At 59.9% G+C, this 17509-nt stretch carries 14 protein-coding genes and 7 pseudogenes; 16 read left to right on the top strand and 5 right to left on the bottom strand.

The genetic code is table 11. The features are described 5' to 3' along the window. Positions 1-2: 2 nt before the first annotated feature. From NTH_RS22495 to NTH_RS23180, 16 genes and pseudogenes are all read left to right on the top strand, one after another. Positions 3-584: a hypothetical protein gene (locus NTH_RS22495; RefSeq protein WP_338532399.1), complete on the top strand. Its 582-nt coding sequence runs from the start codon at positions 3-5 to the stop codon at positions 582-584. Positions 585-590: 6 nt separating this feature from the next. Further along, positions 591-791: pseudogene (locus NTH_RS22490) on the top strand (hypothetical protein); the annotation flags it as partial. Between the two features lie 73 nt (positions 792-864). Further along, positions 865-1137 carry a hypothetical protein gene (locus tag NTH_RS22485; protein ID WP_338532412.1) on the top strand — a complete coding sequence of 91 codons (273 nt, stop codon included), beginning with the start codon at positions 865-867 and terminating at the stop codon, positions 1135-1137. Positions 1138-1710: 573 nt separating this feature from the next. Further along, positions 1711-1941: pseudogene (locus NTH_RS23190) on the top strand (VOC family protein); the annotation flags it as partial. A 150-nt stretch (positions 1942-2091) separates the two neighbouring features. Beyond that, positions 2092-2690 (top strand): annotated as a pseudogene (locus NTH_RS23185) (VOC family protein). Between the two features lie 34 nt (positions 2691-2724). After that, the gene (locus NTH_RS22475; RefSeq protein ID WP_338532398.1) at positions 2725-3261 is read left to right on the top strand and encodes a TRAP transporter small permease; all 537 of its coding nucleotides are present in this window, start codon (positions 2725-2727) and stop codon (positions 3259-3261) included. Further along, entirely contained in the window at positions 3254-4561 is a 1308-nt protein-coding gene (locus NTH_RS22470; RefSeq protein WP_338532397.1) for a TRAP transporter large permease, read from the top strand. Before NTH_RS22475 ends, NTH_RS22470 begins: the two co-directional genes overlap by 8 nt. Continuing rightward, positions 4558-5730: a C4-dicarboxylate TRAP transporter substrate-binding protein gene (locus tag NTH_RS22465; RefSeq protein ID WP_338532396.1), complete on the top strand. Its 1173-nt coding sequence runs from the start codon at positions 4558-4560 to the stop codon at positions 5728-5730. The genes NTH_RS22470 and NTH_RS22465 overlap by 4 nt, the downstream gene beginning before the upstream one ends. 267 nt (positions 5731-5997) lie before the next feature. Then, the gene (locus NTH_RS22460) at positions 5998-6465 is read left to right on the top strand and encodes a MarR family winged helix-turn-helix transcriptional regulator (protein ID WP_338532395.1); all 468 of its coding nucleotides are present in this window, start codon (positions 5998-6000) and stop codon (positions 6463-6465) included. Next, positions 6462-7433 (top strand): PDR/VanB family oxidoreductase, encoded by a 972-nt coding sequence (locus NTH_RS22455; RefSeq protein WP_338532394.1) that lies wholly within the window; start codon positions 6462-6464, stop codon positions 7431-7433. Before NTH_RS22460 ends, NTH_RS22455 begins: the two co-directional genes overlap by 4 nt. Positions 7434-7605: 172 nt before the next feature. Beyond that, positions 7606-8295, top strand: a pseudogene (locus NTH_RS22450) (alpha/beta fold hydrolase); the annotation flags it as partial. 64 nt (positions 8296-8359) lie between these two features. Beyond that, the gene (locus tag NTH_RS22445) at positions 8360-9610 is read left to right on the top strand and encodes an aromatic ring-hydroxylating oxygenase subunit alpha (RefSeq protein ID WP_338532392.1); all 1251 of its coding nucleotides are present in this window, start codon (positions 8360-8362) and stop codon (positions 9608-9610) included. After that, the gene (locus NTH_RS22440; RefSeq protein ID WP_338532391.1) at positions 9607-10128 is read left to right on the top strand and encodes an aromatic-ring-hydroxylating dioxygenase subunit beta; all 522 of its coding nucleotides are present in this window, start codon (positions 9607-9609) and stop codon (positions 10126-10128) included. Before NTH_RS22445 ends, NTH_RS22440 begins: the two co-directional genes overlap by 4 nt. A 14-nt stretch (positions 10129-10142) precedes the next feature. Continuing rightward, positions 10143-11726: a class I adenylate-forming enzyme family protein gene (locus NTH_RS22435; RefSeq protein ID WP_338532390.1), complete on the top strand. Its 1584-nt coding sequence runs from the start codon at positions 10143-10145 to the stop codon at positions 11724-11726. Between the two features lie 86 nt (positions 11727-11812). After that, a complete protein-coding gene (locus NTH_RS22430) occupies positions 11813-12907 on the top strand; it encodes a thiolase family protein (protein ID WP_338532389.1) in 1095 nt (364 codons plus the stop codon). Then, complete coding sequence (locus tag NTH_RS23180) at positions 12904-13284, top strand: Zn-ribbon domain-containing OB-fold protein (RefSeq protein ID WP_422392464.1); 381 nt, start codon at positions 12904-12906, stop codon at positions 13282-13284. The genes NTH_RS22430 and NTH_RS23180 overlap by 4 nt, the downstream gene beginning before the upstream one ends. A gap of 26 nt (positions 13285-13310) precedes the next feature. On the opposite strand, the pseudogene NTH_RS22425 reads toward NTH_RS23180, so the two are convergent. The 5 genes and pseudogenes from NTH_RS22425 to NTH_RS22405 form a co-directional block, all read right to left on the bottom strand. Then, positions 13311-13649: pseudogene (locus NTH_RS22425) on the bottom strand (hypothetical protein); the annotation flags it as partial. Between the two features lie 279 nt (positions 13650-13928). After that, positions 13929-14131 (bottom strand): annotated as a pseudogene (locus NTH_RS22420) (IS110 family transposase); the annotation flags it as partial. 79 nt (positions 14132-14210) lie between these two features. After that, positions 14211-15046: pseudogene (gene istB / locus NTH_RS22415) on the bottom strand (IS21-like element helper ATPase IstB). 199 nt (positions 15047-15245) lie between these two features. Continuing rightward, on the bottom strand, positions 15246-16631 hold the full coding sequence (locus tag NTH_RS22410; protein WP_338532388.1) for an MmgE/PrpD family protein: 1386 nt from the start codon (positions 16629-16631) through the stop codon (positions 15246-15248). A 38-nt stretch (positions 16632-16669) separates the two neighbouring features. After that, positions 16670-17206: a hypothetical protein gene (locus tag NTH_RS22405; protein ID WP_338532387.1), complete on the bottom strand. Its 537-nt coding sequence runs from the start codon at positions 17204-17206 to the stop codon at positions 16670-16672. Positions 17207-17509 lie beyond the last annotated feature (303 nt).

The raw sequence follows: 17509 nt of genomic DNA, 5'->3' as shown, positions 1-17509 counted from the left end.
CCATGTCGCAATCTTTTGACGCGAGCAGGTCGCTCGCCACTCTCGAGCAGGATAACATGATCGTCGTCGTCATCGAGATGAGCCACGCGAAGTGGCTGTTGGCTGCGCTTGTACCCGGCATCCATCGCCAGCCTCTAAAGAAGCTCGGGGCCGACGCGGAAACGCTGCTGAAGCTGTTGCAGTGCTGGCGCGACGAAGCCAACCGGGCCGGACGCTCGATCAAGCGCATCGTCGTCGCCTATGAGGCCGGCCGCGATGGCTTCTGGCTGCCGCGCTGGCTCAGGACGCGTGGTGTCGAGGCCTATGTCATGCATCCCGCCTGTGTTGCGGTCTCGCGCGAGCACCGGCGCGCCAAGACCGATCGCCTCGATACCGAGCTTTTTGGCGGCCGAACCGCGAGCGGGAGAGCCTGGTCACGGAGAAGACACGGATCGTCAACCGGATCAAGGCGATCCTCGCCTGCTTCGGCATTCGCGCCTTCAAGCCGACCCTGCGCAAGGCCGCAGACAGGCTCGAGGCCACCGCATGGCGGAAGGGACGCCGTGGCCGGACAACACGCGCGCGGAGCTGCGCCGCTAGCTTGAGCGGCTATGCCTCGTGCGCGAGCAGATCCGCGCGATCGAGCAGCAACGCCTGCGCCGGCTGCGGCGGACCGCCCGCACGCGATGGTTCGCTTGCTAGCAAGGGTCATCGGCATCAGCGTCGAGATCGCGGACATGCTGGTCAACGAGATGCTGTCGCGCCAGCTGCGCGATCGCCGCGCCGTGGCGCGCTATGGCGGCCTGACGGGCGCGCCGGACGAGAGCGGCAAACGCCGCCGCGAGAAGGGGCTGGTACGCCGGCAATGTCCGCGTGCGGCGCGGCATGATCCAGTTGGCCTGGCGGCTTCTCCGGTTTCAGAAGGACAGCGGTCTCGCCCGATGGTTCCAGGCGCGCACGAGCGACGGCCGCGGCACCACGCGCAAGACGATGATCTTGGCGTTGGCGCGCAAGCTGCTCATCGCGCTGTGGCGTCTCGTCACCACCGGTGAGATGCCGCATGGAGTCGTCTCGCGTCCGAACATCATGACGGCCAGCAGCAAAGAGGACGACGACTGGGACATCAGCTTGGCAGCCCTCCTTAGGGTTTGCCGATGACGATCCGAGGCGGTGGCGTCCCGGCTTGGCACATGGGGCTTGGCCCCGCAATTAAGAATGGGCCCGCCGCCCCGGAGCTCGCCGTCGATGCGCATGATTGCTTCATGGTTCCCATCCACTGGGATCGACCGAATACAAGTCCGCCGCGCGACTTCCACGCCCAACTGATCGCGAGCTCCCCTCGGAATTTTCGTCGTCTATCCCAAGCTGCTGGAAAGCTCGTCTGACCATCGGAGCCTGCCGCAGTTCTCGTGACCGTCAAGACCAGGTCGCTTCGCAATGGCCTGTGGCCACTCTTGACCGTCCCTGTGCGCGGCGGCCAATTCAAAGTCAGGTCGGGACGAGGAGATGGTCGCCAGTGGCCGAACACGGAGATGGGAAATCGCCGCAGATCAAGCTTGACAATCATCGCCCCATACAAGTGCCAAGCGACATGCGGGACGCGTGACTTCAGGTTGACAGGGGCAGCAAGCTGAGATAGTTAACGTATTAATTGTCTTGCATTGGCGTTTTGTGACTGGGCGTGTGACGCGATCAAGTTCGAAATAGACATCTCTATGCCTTGGAGGCTGAATGCCCTTACCCTCTGCAAATCTGTATCCGCCATTCAATATCGTGCGCCTGAGTCACGCCGACCTGACCGTGACCGATCTTTCGCGATCGCGCGCCTTTTATGCCGAGACGATCGGCCTGCAGATTACCGACGAGGACGACGACACGATCTATTTCCGCGGGCTGGAAGAACGCACGCATCACTGCCTTATCCTGCGCAAGGGCGATGCGCCTTCGGCCGATGCGCTGGGTTTCAGGGTCTATGACGAGGAAGACTTGGATCGCGCGGAAGTTCATTTCAGCAAGCAGGGCCGTGACGTGTCGTGGATCGAGCGCCCCTTCCAGGGGCGGACCCTGCACACAACGTGCCCCTTGGGGATCCCGCTTGAATTTCATGCCAGGATGGACAGGCTTCCGCCGATCCACCAGAAGTATGATCTGTACAAGGGCGTCAGACCCCTGAGAATCGATCACGTCAACTGCTTCTCTTCGGATGTCGCCACCTCGATCTCGTTCTTCGGCGAGCTCGGCTTCCGTGTCACCGAGTACACCGAGGACGAGGCGACGAAGAATGTCTGGGCGGCCTGGATGCACCGCAAGGGGGGGTCCACGACATCGCCCTTACCAATGGCCTCGGCCCACGGCTCCACCATGTCGCATTCTGGGTGCCGACGCCGTTGGCAATCATCGACCTGCTCGATAAGTTGGCGACAACGGGATGCGTGGGTAACATCGAGCGCGGACCGGGGCGGCACGGGCTGTCGAACGCGTTCTTCCTTTATGTACGCGATCCGGACGGGCATCGCATCGAGTTCTATTGCTCGGATTACCTCACTGTCGATCCGGATCTTGAACCGATCAAATGGGATCTAATGGATCCGCAACGTCAGACCCTGTGGGGGGCCGTTGCCCCGCCGTCTTTTTATGAACTTGGGACGGTTTTCAAGGACACGCCCACGAGGGAGCCGACCCTGAAGTCGGCGCCGCCGATGACGCACTAGACTTTCCGCCTGATCACAGCCTGGGAGGAACTCAATGGCGCCGAAACATAGATCGGCAGATATGCCCGCACCCTTGCGACTGGTCCACCGGATTCTCTTGGGCCTTGCCGGTGCGGTTCTTGTCGTGATGATGCTCCACATCTGCGTTGAGGCGGTTGTGCGCCTCGTCTCGCCATCCACGACGCTGCATACGCTTGCCATCGTTTCGACCTGGTACATGATCTTCCTTACCTTTCTGCCACTGCCCTATGTCGGAGAGGTTCATGGATACATGTGCGTTGAGCTTGTCGACCAGGTGGTGAAGGGGCTGGCCAGGCACCTGCTGCGGAGTGTCGTGTTCGTCCTGTCCGCCGTGTATCTCTCGATACTTGCCTATCTTACCTTCGAGGACGCCCTTGAGCAGATGCAGGTCGGCAAGGTGATGGAAACCGCCACGACATATCTGCCGATCTGGCCGCCGGTCTGGGCGCTGCCGCTGGCACTGGGCCTGATGGCGATCTGTCAGGTCATCCTCCTTGTCCGGACGACGAAGGAGCCCTCGGCTGGGAAGGGAGCGCGGGCAGGTGGATGATCCGATCGTTGGCATCCTGGGTTTCGTCGGGACGATAGTGCTGATCGCCCTGCGGGTTCCGATCAGCATCGCTCTTGGCGTGAGCGGGATGGTGGGTCTCTACCTTCTGCTCGGCTGGCCGGCCACCACCGGGCTGGTGCAGACGTCGGTGTATGGCTTCGCCGCGAGCTGGAGCCTTTCGGCGATCCCTCTTTTTCTGTTCATGGGCGCTCTTTTGGAAAAATCGAATCTGATTGCCAAGATTTTCCGGGCCGCGAGGCTTTGGCTGAGCGGTCTGCCGGGAGGTTTGGCAATGGCGGTCAACGTCTCGTCCGCCGCCTTTGCGACGGTGTCGGGCTCGAGCATGGCCACCGCGGCGGCCATGGGCCGGATGGCCATTCCCGAAATGCTGGCCGCCGGATACAGCAAGAGGCTTGCGGCCGGATGTGTGGCCAGTGCCGGAACGCTGGGCTCGCTCATTCCGCCGAGCGTGCTGATGATCCTCTACGGTCTGCTTGCGGAAGTATCCATCAGCGATATGCTGCTGGCAGGCTTGTTGCCGGGGCTCCTGACCATGATCGTCTACATGCTGGCGATCCTTATCGTTGCCAATGTTAGGCCGGTTTCGGCGCCGCGGATAGACATCCTCCCCAGCCTCAGCGAGCGGCTGAACAGCCTGAAGGGCGTCTGGCCCCTGCCGATCCTGTTCGTGCTGCTGCTGGGTGGGATGTATTTCGGCTTCATCACCCCGACCGAAGCTGCCGCCATGGGTGCGTTGTTGTCTCTGGTCTATGGGCTTGCGATGCGCGGCTTTACGCTGAAAGGCCTTGTCGAGGCAACGGTCAACACGCTTAATAGCACTGCGCAGATCTTCATGATCGCCATCGGGGCGGTGATCTTCACGCGGTTCCTAGCGGTCTCGGGGCTGAACCCCTTTCTGGTCGAGGCGATCCAGGATGCGAGTTTTCATCCTGTTTTCCTGTTCATGGCCGTATCGGTCATGTTCGTCATCCTAGGAATGTTCCTCGATCCGATCGGTGTCATGCTTCTGTCGATTCCGGTCGTCATCCCGATATTCGACGAGCTTGGATACAACCTCATCTATATCGGCGTCATCATCGTAAAATTCGTCGAGATCGGATTGCTGACTCCCCCGATCGGACTGAATGCCTTCGTCGTCAAGAGCGTTGTCGGAGACGAGATCAGCCTTACCGATATCTTCAAGGGTATCGGCATCTTTCTGGCCTGCGAGCTGATCATCATGATCCTGCTGATCGGGATACCAGAGATTTCGCTAATCATCCCCGAACGCCTCTCATGACCGGGGCAGTCGGGCCAGGAGAGACCCGCAGAACTATAACACAGCAAGGAGGAACAACAATGCATGCCAAATTCATGAAGGCGATGACTGCCGGTCTGGTCGTAGCCGGATCTCTCACCGCCGGGGCTTCGGCCGTCAGCGCGGAGACGATCCGCTATTCCACCCTGGTGAGCGCTCAGCATACAGGGGTGCAGGATTCGATGAAGCCGTTCTTCGACACGTTGGAGGAGAGATCGAACGGCGAGCTCAAGGGCCGCATTTTTCCGTCCGGGCAACTGCTCAGCGCCCGTGAGACCCTCAAGGGAATTGCCGATGGCGCTGCTGATGCGGGCCTCATCATTCCGCAATATTTCGGTTCGGAAATCCCGACTGTCCACATCTTGGGTGACATGCTGAATCTGGGCGACGATCCGCTTGCGGTTGCCGGCGCGCTGAACGAAACGCTGTTGCTGGACTGTAAGCAATGCCTTGAGGAATATGCCGCATCCAATGCCTATCCGCTCACGAGCTATGCCTCGACCGAGTATATTCTGCAATGCAACCGCCCGGTCGCATCGGTGGAAGACCTTTCGGGGCTGCGCGTCCGTGCGGCGGGTATCATGGCATCCTATATGCGGGTGTTGGGCGCCAATGCGATCAGTCTGACATCATCGGAACAGGCCGAAGCTTTGGAGCGCAACCAGATTGACTGCACTACCGCACCGATGGCCTGGCACAAGGCCTATGGCATGCGGGGAAGCGTTTCGCATGTCGCCGATATAAGCATCGGTATTTCACGTGGCTTCGGGCTTTTCGTGGTCAACAAGGATACGTGGGACAGGCTTGGCGAGGAGAACCGCAAGCTGATCATGGACGCCGCGCCGGAAATGGTAGCCGGGATGATGTTCGGACAGATCAACGCCGACCTGGCCGAGCGCAGATGGGCAACCGAGAACGGTGTCGAGATCCTGCAACCCGACGACGAGCTGCGCGCTGCCATAACCAACATCCCCGGTGGCAAGGAGATCTTGCAGGAACGGGCCGCGAAAGTCGGCGTGACGAACCTGGATGAACTGCTCGAGACGTTCGGCAAGAACTACGAGAAGTGGCAGGGCATCCTCTCCAGCGAGGGCCGGAGCCGCGAGGCCTTCGAGGAGGCCTTGCGCAGGGAAGTTTATTCCAAGCTGTAACGCGCCCACTACGCTCATCAGGCCGGATCACGAGCATACCCGGGATTGCGGGGATCTGGCCTGACATCCATTCGAAGCTAACAGGCTTTCCGTGTCAGTCGCCGCGAGGTGAGAGGGCGGGATCTCAAAAAATAGTTGCTAATAGCAACAAACGTGCATAATATGACAGTGAGAACTCAGCTGGGAGATTCAACGATTATTCGAACAGAGCGATCAGCCCAAAGCGAAGCCAACCGGCCCGGTGAGACACCCGCCCGTTCAACGGAAATGCTTCACGCAGTTCCCACAGTCCGGATCTTCGTTCTGTCGCATCTCGCGACGAGACTGGCCGAGACCAATTTCAGCCAGCTTGCCGGACTGCGTTTGACCGAAGGGCGGATACTGATGGTGCTGGGCGTGCTCGGGCCCTCGAAGCTCGAGCGGATCAACCGTGAGATGTTCCTTGAAAAAGGGCTGGCCAGCAGAACTGTCTCAAGTCTCGTCGAACGCGGCCTGGTGTGCAGGGAACCGCATAAGACAGATGGCCGCTCCGCGGAACTGTCGCTTACGGAAAACGGGCACGCACTGTTTCAGAACCTCTACGAGAACATCCGTGCCTGGAACGAGGACTGGCTGTCTGTGCTGACGAATGTCGAAAGGAATACCTTCCTGGACTGCATCGACAAGCTGACCAAAGCGGCGCGCGGGAAGGCATGCGAGCACTATGGCACTCGGAACGCAGCGCGATCGTCATGACGCAGGAACGGACCAGAAGCGCCAATATGGGAACGTTGCGCAATGCGCGCGTGGTGGTAGTGGAAGAACTGGCAACCGATATCCGGTCGCTCGAGCTTGCGCCCCTCGATGATGATGGCTGGCCGGCAGCCGAGGCCGGCGCTCACATCGATCTGGTGCTGCCGAACGGTCTAGTCCGCCAGTATTCGATTATCAATCCCGGCGAGCCGGACCGCTATACAATCGCTGTTCTGCGGGAGTCCCGCGGCCGGGGAGGGTCTGCCTATATCTTCGACGAATTGAGCGAGGGCGACGAGTTGCGAATTGGCGGGCCGCGAAACAATTTTCCACTGATCGACAGAGGCCGGCCTGTCTGCCTCATCGCCGGCGGGATCGGCGTGACCCCCCTCCTCGCGATGGCTCGGGTGCTCGCCCGGTCCAATTCGCCCTGGCGGCTGTACTGCTGCATTCGCGATCGGCGCCAACTCGCCTTCGGAGATCTGCTCGAGCAGTTCGGACCACATGTCGACATCCATGTTGACTCCGAGGAAGGCGGTCCGCCCGATCTGGAAGACGTCATTCGGTCCGAACGTGAGAGCGATTTTTACTGTTGCGGTCCAGCGCCCATGTTGGACGCGTTTCGCAAGGCCACGGCATCGCTGCCGGCGGACAGGGTTCGCCTCGAGTCGTTTGATCCAGTTGCCGAATCCGGCGCAAACGACGAGAGCTTCGAGATCGAACTTGCGAGGACCGGCACCACCCTCGTCGTTCCGCCGGACAAGTCGATCATGACTGTCCTGGAAGAGGCCGGCGTCGCCATCCTCTACTCGTGCCGCAACGGCCAGTGCGGGACCTGCGAGACGGCCGTTCTCGAAGGCGTTCCGGACCACCGGGATTCTCTGTTGACCGAAGAGGAACGGAAGGAGGGCAAGACCATGATGGTATGTTGCTCTCGCGCCAAGACACCCAAGCTTCGGCTCGATCTGTAGCTGTCGTGACGACAAGGAGAGAACAATGACAAACGGGGACAATCCGGCCATCGGAAAGTGCATTCACGCTGACGGAATATCGACGAACTATCACGAGGCGGGCCAAGGCACTCCGGTGCTGCTGCTTCACGGGTCCGGAATAGGCGTGTCGGCCTATGCGAACTGGGAACGCACGCTTCCCGCGCTTGGGCGGCATTTCCATGCACTCGCGATCGACGTTGTGGGCTTCGGGTTTACGGATGGTCCCAACGATGCGGAATTTAATCTGGACTACTGGGTGCGTCACGTAATCTCGTTCATGGATGCGAAACAACTTAAAAAGGTGCACCTCTTGGGGAATTCCTTCGGCGGGGCTTTGGCACTGGCGGTCGCGGTAAGACATCGCGAACGCATCGACCGGGTGGTCTTGATGGGGTCAGCAGGCACGAAATTCGAGGTGCCGCCGGATTTCAATGCCGGTTTCGGCTATCGGGGCCGAAAGGAAGACCTGAAGGTTCTTCTGAAAAATTTCACGCTGAATCCCTCCTTGATTACCGATGATATGATCAGTTTGCGCTTCGACACTTTCCATCGGCCTGGGTATGACAAGATTTTCGAGAAGCTCTTTCCCGGGTCGCGCGAAGAGAAGATGAATGTGCTGGTCACGCCGGACGAGCAGATCGCCGGCATCGAAAACGACGTGCTTCTGATCCACGGACGCGAGGATAGGGTGGTTCCCAAAGAGACGAGCTTGCACATCTCGTCGCTCATTCCGGGCTCGGAGCTGCACATTTTCGGTCAATGCGGCCACTGGAGTCATCGTGACAAGGAAGCCCGATTCAATCAGTTGGTCGCGGATTTTTACCAAAATGGACAGGCGTGACGATCCGCATTCACAAGGTCATCAGGAACGACCTCTAACACTAGACAGCAAAGGAACAAGAGCTATGGACGGTGAAAGGAAGAATATCCGCAACCGCTTCGGCGACGATTCTGTGCACTCGACAATTTATACCGATCGGGAACTGTTCGATGCCGAGATGAAGAAATTGTTCTACGACGGCTGGGTGTTCGTCGGACATGAATCGGAGGTTCCGAAACCGAACAACTATATTACGCGCATGATCGGCCGCGAGCCAGTGATCATGGTGCGCACGCGCGAGGGAAACATCAGTGTGGTTTCCAACAGGTGCGCGCATCGCGGCAACATGCTGTGCCATCAGCACAGCGGATCGAGCCGCAGCTTCTCGTGTGAGTATCACGGCTGGACCTTCAGCCATGAGGGGGATCTCGTCGGTGTGCCGCTTCCCGGCGGTTCGCACAAGGATTCTTCCTGTCTGGGGTTGCAGAAACCGGCGATGCAGGCCGGACATCGCGGTTTCGTGTTCATTACCTTCAACCCCGATGCCGGCCCCTTGGACGACCATCTCGGCAAGGCCAAGGATCTGATCGACCGGTCCGTTTCGCTTTCGCCGACCGGCAAGATTAAGCTCTCGGCAGGGTGGCTGAAGCAGCGTTTCCGCTGCAACTGGAAGATGCTTCCGGAAAACTCCACCGACGGATATCACGCACCATTCACCCACGCTTCGTTCCTGCGGGTTTTTGCCCCGGATTCTCAATACAAGATGCTTTCCGAGAGCGAGGACGAACGCAAGTCCAAGACCGTTGACTGGGGTAACGGGCATGTCGCGCTCGAACATGCGCCTTCATACGAAGAACCGCTTCAATGGCTGGGCACCACGAAGGAAAAGGTTCCCGACTACGTGGAATCCATGAAGGAGGCGTATGGCGAGGAAGAAGCCATGAGAAAACTTGTCGACGGACCGCCGCATTCGACGGTGTTTCCCAATCTTTTCCTAGGCGAAATGAATATCGCCATCTTTGAGCCGGTCAGCGTTGACGAATGCGTGCTGTGGCATACCCCGATGTTGCTGGACGGCGTTTCCGACAAACTGAACGCCCGCATCCTGCGCCAGTCTCAGGCGGCGATGGGACCGGCATCCTTCCTCTTGGCTGATGACGCGATCATATCCGAGCGTCAGCAGGTCGCTACCGGCGGGCGCGGCGGCTGGATGGACCTCAGCCGCGGGCGCAAGCGCGAGGAAAAGCGCGAGGACGGGACCATTTGGGGACATATCAGCGATGAAACCACCAACCGGGGTTTCTGGTCACACTATCGTGAGGTGATGCAGGCATGAACGGGAATGAAGGTAACAGCCCTACGGAAGTGAGTTCGGTCGATCGGCAAAGTCTGGTGGACTTTCTCAGTCTTGAGGCGAGATACGCTGATGAAGCCCGTTACGATGAATGGGACGGCTTATTGGAATCAGACATGTTCTATTGGGTCCCGGCCGGTGACACCGAAGCTCCGAATCCCGACACGACAGTGTCGGTCATTGCCGACAACCGGATCCGTCTGAAGAACAGAATTGCGCAATTGAAAACTGGCTTGCGGTTGGCTCAGCAGCCGGCCTCGCCCATGCGCCGTCAGTTGTCGAATTTCGAGTTCAAGGCATTGAGCGAGAACGAATTCAGCATCGAATGCAATTTTGCGCTGTTCGAGTATCGCATCCAGGCAACGCGGGAAATGACGATCTGGGCCGGCCGTTACGAGTACAGGCTGCGGCGCCGTGGTGATTCTTTTGGTATGTTCTACAAGCGGGTGGAACTGACCAATGCCAGCGATCCCCTGCCGACGCTCGCCTTCCTGATCTAAGAGCTGGAGAAGAAATGATACTCCCCGCTACAATGCTGGCGCGGATCAGTCGGAACTACGCTGGCAAGACGGCATATCACTGCGGTTCGGTGTCCCGCGCCTGGGCCGAGATGAACGACCGCTCCGGTCGTCTCGCCGCGGGTTTGTTCTCCCACGGTATCACCAAAGGTGACAGCGTCGTCATCCTCGGAAAGGATTCAGTGGAGGTTTTCGAACACTACTTCGCCTGCATGAAGGCGGGGTTTGTACGAGTGTCGATCAACTGGCGGTACGCCGCTGCGGAAATCGCCCATATTCTGGAGGATTGCGATGCAAAGGTCGTGCTTGTTCAGGCGGGTTTTGTCGACGTTCTGCGGGACGCGCTGGAGATTGGCGGGCTTCTCGACGACTGCACGCTGATCGGCTTTGGTGAAGGCCACGGACTTGAAGAGGATTATGACCGGCTGATTGCCGGATCGGTGCCGCTGGAGCCGCAGGATCTGCTTCCCGAGGAACCCCTGGTGATCAGCTACACATCCGGCAGTTCGGGCGCCCCCAAAGGCGTCATCCACAGTCACCGAAGTGTCGCTCTGATGATTTATCAGGGAGCCGTCTCGCGAGGCCTGACGACTGACGATGTCTGGTATCCGGCGATTGCTTCGTCGTGGATGGCCTGTGTCCTCGGCATGATCGGGCTAGTCAACGGCATGACCACCGTCATGATGGACGGATCCTTCAAAGTTGACAGTTTCATCGACGAGGTTAGCCGCCATAAGGTCACAGCCGCCCTCATGGTCCCGACAATGATCCGCCGGGTTCTGGACGCTTGCGAGGGTCGCGAGGAGGTGTTGTCATCACTGCGTCTCCTGGCCTATGGCTCGGCACCGATCACGGTCAGTCTTCTGAAACGCGCCATGGATGCGCTTAATGTCCGTTTCCTGCAGACCTACGGGCTGACCGAAGGCGGCTGGCTGAGCCACCTGACGCCGAAGGATCATGACTACGCTCTGGCAAACAATCCGGACTTGCTCCGATCCGTCGGGCGTCCGGGCGGAATGTATGAAATCTCAATCCGCGATGGCGATACTGAACCAGTGCCCAACGGTGAAATAGGTGAAGTTTGGGTTCGCGGCGAAACGACGATGCTGGGCTATCGCAACCTGCCCGAACTGACGAAGCAGGTTCTTGTCGACGGCTGGCTGAGAACTCACGATATCGGTCGTTTCGACGAGGCAGGATATCTGTATCTTATCGACCGCAAGAATTTCATGATCATCACCGGCGCCGTCAACGTCTATCCGTCGAGCGTGGAATCCGTCCTCGAGCAGCACCCCGACGTGGCCGAGATCTGCGTAGTGGGCGCTCCTCATCCGGATTGGGGAGAGGCTGTGGTTGCCGTCGTCGCACCGCATAACGGCCGGCCCCTGCCGACCGTGGAAGACCTGAGGGCGTTCGGCGAGATTCATCTCAGCCGGATGGAACTGCCCAAGCACGTACTGCGACTCGACAGCTTTCCCCGCACGTCCACGGAGAAAGTGGACAAACGGGCAATTCGCCAGTTTGTGCGCGAACAGACTAGGGCCCTGCCGTGGTGGCAGGGCAGAACTGTGGAGTCATGAGGGGCTTTCGCCCTAGCCCGTTTGCGGCCATTGCCGGGCTGGGTTACAGCGAAATGGCGAGGACGGATATCGGGACACCCCGAGACTTGGCCATCGACGCCGTGGTTGCCGCCGCACAGGACTGCGAACTGGATCTAGCTGATATCGATGGGTTGATGCTGGCGTCCAGCCCCTCCGCGCCGCTCAACACGGTACCGCTTAGGTTGCGCGAGGATCTCGGGCTGACCGAATTGAACCTGTTGGGTAATCTGCAGGTCGAAGGAGCCTCTGTAGTGGCCTCGATCCAGCATGCAAGCCTGCATATCCGTTATGGGATGGCGAGCATTGTGGCTTGCGTCTTTGCGGACGTCCCCCTCCGCCCCGGCAAGGAGAAAGGAAGCGCGTCCTACAACCGAGTCATGCCCTTGTCGGGCCTAGACCACTGGGAGGACGGCTACGGCATGTATGGCGCCGCCGGACCCTATGCTATGGCGGCTCAACGCTATGTTCAACACTACAACTTGGCGGACCACGCGTTGGGACACTATGCGATCGCATGCCGAAGATGGGCCCAGCTCACCCCTCGGGCCATGCTTCGCGATGCCATCGAAATGTCAGACTTTATCGAATCGAAGTTCGTGGCCAAACCGTTCCGGGTGCTGGATTGTGCCTATCCGGTAAACGGGGCGATCGCCGTCATCATCACCTCATGCGAACGGGCGAAGGAACTTCGTACGATGCCCGTCTATCTTCACGCATTTGCCCAGGGTCATACCGGCGGCGGAAACCTTGCCGGTCGCGAGCCCGAACTGCAGTCCGGCGGACTTTCGGCGCGCAATCTCTGGCGCGCCTCCGGCATCGGCCCGGAACGGATCGAGATGGTGCAGGCCTATGACGCGTTTTCCTATGTCGGTGTTATCGCTCTGGAAGAATACGGGCTGTGCGAACCGGGAGCGGCGACGCATTTCATTGCCGAGGGACATACCTCCCCCGGCGGCAGTCTGCCGATGAACACAGGCGGCGGACATCTTTCGGGTTTTTATCTGCAAGGCATGACACCGGTATCCGAGGCAGTGATCCAGGCGCGCGGACAGGGAGGCGACGCTCAATCGTCTCGCAACAACCTGATCCTCGTTACGGGGACCGGGGGGCGACTGGACTATCACGCGGCGATGCTGGCCAGCCCGCACGAGGTGCTATGAAAGTCGGTCGCCGCCATTCCTCCTTTGTCGAGACGTTTCAGACCTTCCAGGGGAAACGTGAACTACACCTAGCGAGGTGCCGGGACTGTCACGAGATTCTGCCGTACACGCAAAGGCTCTGCCAGCGGCATCCGGCTTCGGCCCTCGAATGGATCGAGGCGAGCGGGCGAGCGCGCCTGCATACGTTCACGGAGTATCGCATCAGCTATTCACCGGCCCATCCGGCCCCTTACGTGGTTGCCATGGTCGAACTGGAAGAAGGACCGCGGCTAGTTTCCACGGTTCTTCAGGAGGCCGGTTGTGAATTGCGAACCGAGTTGGTACTACAGGCAAATTTCGATGACGACGGGCGGTTGGTCTTCATACCCAGTTCCTGACACTGAATCTTCGCCTGCTACAGGAGCTATGGTCGGAATTGGGTCAAGGGGCCGATCGGCGGGAGTACCAAGTTGTGTGGGGCGTTAGTAGCCGGCGGACCGAAAGCTGGGTAGGCTTGGTTTGCTGGTCGCCGTTCCTCGCGCCAGCGCTTGAAGTCGCTGTCGAGCGTGCCGTCGAGGACGCGGGTTCGCAGTTGCATGAGCAGATGAACGCCGCGCGGCGTCCATTGCATCTGCTGTTTCTTGGCGAGACGCTTGGCGATCACCTGGTTGACGGTAGACTCGACGAACGCGGTCCAAATCACCTCACCATAGCGGTGCCGTTCGGCGTAAATCGGGATGAGATCGGCGTTGTTGCTGATGTAGCGGCTGAGAGGTGGACCCGGTTGGTGAGACATGTATGGACGGCCTCCGCGTGGCAAGGGCTTTCTGAAGTTGATGACTGGCTGGTCGGGTGCAGGCATGTATCCGGCCTTTGAGTGCGGCCTCTTCATGCCGCTGGCCCTGATGAAGTCCGCAGATCGGGTTCCTCTCAGCTTGACGTGCTTTTGCACATGTCTCACCACGGATTAATCCGATCCCGGATCGACCGTTCGTCATCACACCATCAGCACCTCACCATCTCGGATGCGAGTCCGCCGCTGTCAGCCAGCGTGGGCTTCAAATTCCTTTCCGGTCGTCATCAGCGCCCAGACTATTCGTGCCATCTTGTTGGCCAAGGCAACGGCAACGACCGTGTAGGGCTTCTTGGCCAGCAATCCGGTCGCCACATTGTTGGAGCCGCCCTCGCTTTGCGGCTGAAGCGCAGCACCGCGTGGGCACCAACTACAAGAAGGCGGCGGATATAGTGTCAAACCCGCCTCAATTTTCCCCAGAAGTGCCGAAGTAAAATTCCCCACTCGACCGGGTCCGGTAATCAGCCGGTTTTATGGATTGGCAGCTCCGTTCCTGGGCGGCCGTTCGCGACGTTTCGGAGGCGGTGGTGGCGTGATTGGTGCGTTCGCGCGGACATGTTCGGGGATCAGGTCCGCGTGGCTGCGAATCCGGTAGCTTGCCCCCTCGATCTGGATGACGACGGCATGGTGCAGGAGGCGGTCCAGAAGCGCGGTGGCGACGACGGGATCGCCGAAGACCTCTCCCCACTCGGCAAAGCCGCGGTTGGATGTAAGGATCATAGCGCCCTTCTCGTATCGCGCATTGACGAGTTGGAAGAACAGGTTGGCGCCGCCCTGGGTGATGGGCAGGTAGCCGATCTCGTCGACGATCAGCAGCGAGGCGCGAGAGTGGAAGCGGATTTTCTCCGCGAGCTGGCCTTGTCGTTCGGCCTTCGCAAGCCCGCCGATCAGATCCGCCAAGGTGGCTCGGTAGACCTGCCGGCCGGCTTTGACCGCCGCGACGCCAGCGCGGTCGCGAGGTGGCTTTTTCCAGTTCCAGGTGGCCCCAGGAAGTGAACAACCTCGGCGCGGCGGATGAAGTCGAGCTGTGCGAGCGCCGCTATCCTCTCGCGGTCAAGCGATGGCTGGAAGCTGAAGTCGAAGCTTTCCAGTGTTTTGGCCGGCAGAAGCTTTGCCGTCAGCAGCGCTACGTCAATCCGGCGGGTTTCCCGGGTCGCGTATTCCTCGGCGAGCAGGGCATCGATAGCCTCGATGCCGGTGATCTCTCCCTTCTCGAGCTGCTGCATCGTGTGATCGAGCGCCTCGAGTGCACGCGGCATCTTCAGCCCGACCAACGCGCCTCGGATGCGGTCCAGAACCTCCGTCATGGCCGGCTCCCTTCCGCCAGACGTCCCCTGAACCAGCGACAGCCGGCGCATCTTCGCAATCGTCTCCACGACCAACATCCAAAACAAATGCCTCCGATCAAACCGGAGGCAGTGTGAGACACCTGCCGTCACAGGGGTCCCTTTTGGATGCCGATCACCCCTGAAACGGGGTCCTTATTCCACGCCGAAACACAGTCAATCAGCGAAGCAGCGATCCGATCTCCTCGAGTGAAGCAATCGACCAAAGTCTGCGGGAGACGCGCGTCCACCCATCGCGATCGAGGGCGCCACCATACTCTGCCAGACTGCGCACTTTCTTTTCAATTTCGCCGCGCGTCAAGGTATTACCAGGATCTCCTTTCGGTTCTTCGATACGGTCTGTCAAAACCGTTCCGCCTTTTGTCGTCACCGATACTTTCCCCATCCAGGTTGCCGGGTAGTTCTGCTCCACTTCCGGGTCGAAGACCATATCGACCCGTCGCATGAACTCTCGTACCGCTTCATCCTCCAGGGCCGTATCGAATTCATCCAACCCGGCGCGCCGATGCACGGCAATGAGCCCGAGCGTAGCAGGCATCGAAAATTTCGCCTGATGCACTGTGGCAGGCCGCACGACCGACCCCAGCACGTCGATTGCCGCCTGGTGAACATGAGCGGTGACATGCTCGATATCTTCGGCGCGCAAGTCGTGCTCCTGCACAATTTTGAGCAACGCGTCGGCGGCAGGGTGCGTGTGGCGGCATGAGGCATGAAACTTGAATGAGGTCTCGGCGAGCGCCCATCTCACGCCGAGGCCGGCGGTGATTTTTGTCGTGTCGCAGTTCTGTGACATTCCTGCGCCCATGCCTTGTTCGCCCTCCAGGATGCGACGTGCGCCGGTAAACCCCCTTGCTGCGAGACTTGCTGCGGTCAGCCCGTTGGCTGCGGCCTTCCCGGTGTGGAGCTGCTTGGAATCGGCGGCGTCTCGGAGAAACTCCCATACTCCAGCAGCCTGGGTTCCGGCCAAGCCGAAAGCGTTGAGCATCTGCTCCGAACTCAACCCGAGCAGCCGGCCCGCCGCAGCAGCCGCAGCGAGAGTGCCCGCAGTTCCAGTTGTGTGAAAGACCTTGTAGTGCGGAAGGCCCAGATATTCGCCGGCGCGAATGCCTGTCTCATAGCCGGCGACGCATGCCGTCAGGAATTCGCGGCCACTCGCGCCGATATTTTGGGCGACCGCCAGTACGGCGGGAAACACCACCGCCCCCGGATGGAACACTGAACCATTGTGCACATCGTCCTGCTCAGAGACGTGCGAAGCGGCAGCGTTCACCATCGCGGCGAATAGCGGTGAGGTCGTGCGGCCCGAGATGAGCACTTCTGACCGGCCATGGTTGGGGCCCATTTCCTTGGCGAAATCGTCAACCGCAAGGATCGCGCGATGGCGTGCGCCTGAAAGCGCCGATCCGGCCCAATCGACAAAGAGATCTACGCACCGTTCGACGACATGTTCGGGAATATCCCGTATGGACAGCGCTGACGCGAATTCAGCCAGTTTGGCAGTGCCATGTTCGCCAGAACGCTTCCGGCTCGTCTCCGTTCCGCTCAACATCTTCTCCCGTGAGTTCGATCGTTCCGTTGAAGCGATCAGGTCTGATAAGTGCCTTGCATTGTTCTTAGTCCGTCGGCTGTCTCGCACCACACCGTGCCTTTGGTCGGCGTCCCCTGTTGGCACAGCATCAACATCTTGCCGCTATAGCATGGCGCCAAGCCCCGATAGCTGAAAACCGCCGGTATGCCGCCACATGCCTTCGCGGCCAGATTGACAAGTAATGTAGCCTGCAGCGGCCCATGAACCACCAGGTCTGGATAGCCCTCGATCTCGCAGGCATACGGATGGTCGTAGTGGATACGATGGCCGTTGAATGTGATCGCTGAATAGCGGAACAGTAAAACGGGATCGGGCGTCAGGACCTCCTGCACGCGCTTTGCCGCCTCGGGCGGAACAGCAGGTGCGGGCCTGGGCACCGTGCTTGCCCGATAGACGATGTTCTGGGTCTCGACAATCGCGATTTCGCCGTCAGCGAGGTAGTTGTGCTTGACCGCAACCAACACCAGCGGGCCACTGCGCCCTTGTTTCTGGGTCACATCGGCGATGACTGACCGGCGCTTGACGGTTCCCACCGTAGGCAGCGGCCTCAGATGCCGCAACTCGCCACCGGCCCACATGCGCGAAGGCAAAGGCACAGGAGGCATAAACTCGCCCCGGGCCGGGTGTCCGTCCGCTCCAAGCGTCTCGAGATCGGCCGTAGGCAGTGTGAGGCACCAGTGGAGGCCCAGTGGTGCGTGCCCTGCCTCGGCGGGCGCGAGCCACCGGCCCAAGGTCGCGCGGTACCGTGCCAGCAGTACGTCGCTAATGGTTCCGAAGCGCTCTCCTCAGTGCCGATCCAGCCTCGCAGATGATCGATGTCGACTTGGATTGTCATC

The organism is Nitratireductor thuwali, assembly GCF_036621415.1.
GTDB lineage: Bacteria > Pseudomonadota > Alphaproteobacteria > Rhizobiales > Rhizobiaceae > Chelativorans > Chelativorans thuwali.
The sequence above is the reverse complement of the archived record's forward strand: the minus strand, read 5'-3'. Positions and strand labels throughout refer to the sequence as shown.

Coding starts and splice junctions, on each gene's coding strand:
- NTH_RS22495 (WP_338532399.1), top strand. CDS start 3: ATGTCGCAATCTTTTGACGCGAGCAGGTCGCTCGCCACTCTCGAGCAG.
- NTH_RS22485 (WP_338532412.1), top strand. CDS start 865: ATGATCCAGTTGGCCTGGCGGCTTCTCCGGTTTCAGAAGGACAGCGGT.
- NTH_RS22475 (WP_338532398.1), top strand. CDS start 2,725: ATGGCGCCGAAACATAGATCGGCAGATATGCCCGCACCCTTGCGACTG.
- NTH_RS22465 (WP_338532396.1), top strand. CDS start 4,558: ATGACCGGGGCAGTCGGGCCAGGAGAGACCCGCAGAACTATAACACAG.
- NTH_RS22460 (WP_338532395.1), top strand. CDS start 5,998: ATGCTTCACGCAGTTCCCACAGTCCGGATCTTCGTTCTGTCGCATCTC.
- NTH_RS22455 (WP_338532394.1), top strand. CDS start 6,462: ATGACGCAGGAACGGACCAGAAGCGCCAATATGGGAACGTTGCGCAAT.
- NTH_RS22445 (WP_338532392.1), top strand. CDS start 8,360: ATGGACGGTGAAAGGAAGAATATCCGCAACCGCTTCGGCGACGATTCT.
- NTH_RS22440 (WP_338532391.1), top strand. CDS start 9,607: ATGAACGGGAATGAAGGTAACAGCCCTACGGAAGTGAGTTCGGTCGAT.
- NTH_RS22435 (WP_338532390.1), top strand. CDS start 10,143: ATGATACTCCCCGCTACAATGCTGGCGCGGATCAGTCGGAACTACGCT.
- NTH_RS23180 (WP_422392464.1), top strand. CDS start 12,904: ATGAAAGTCGGTCGCCGCCATTCCTCCTTTGTCGAGACGTTTCAGACC.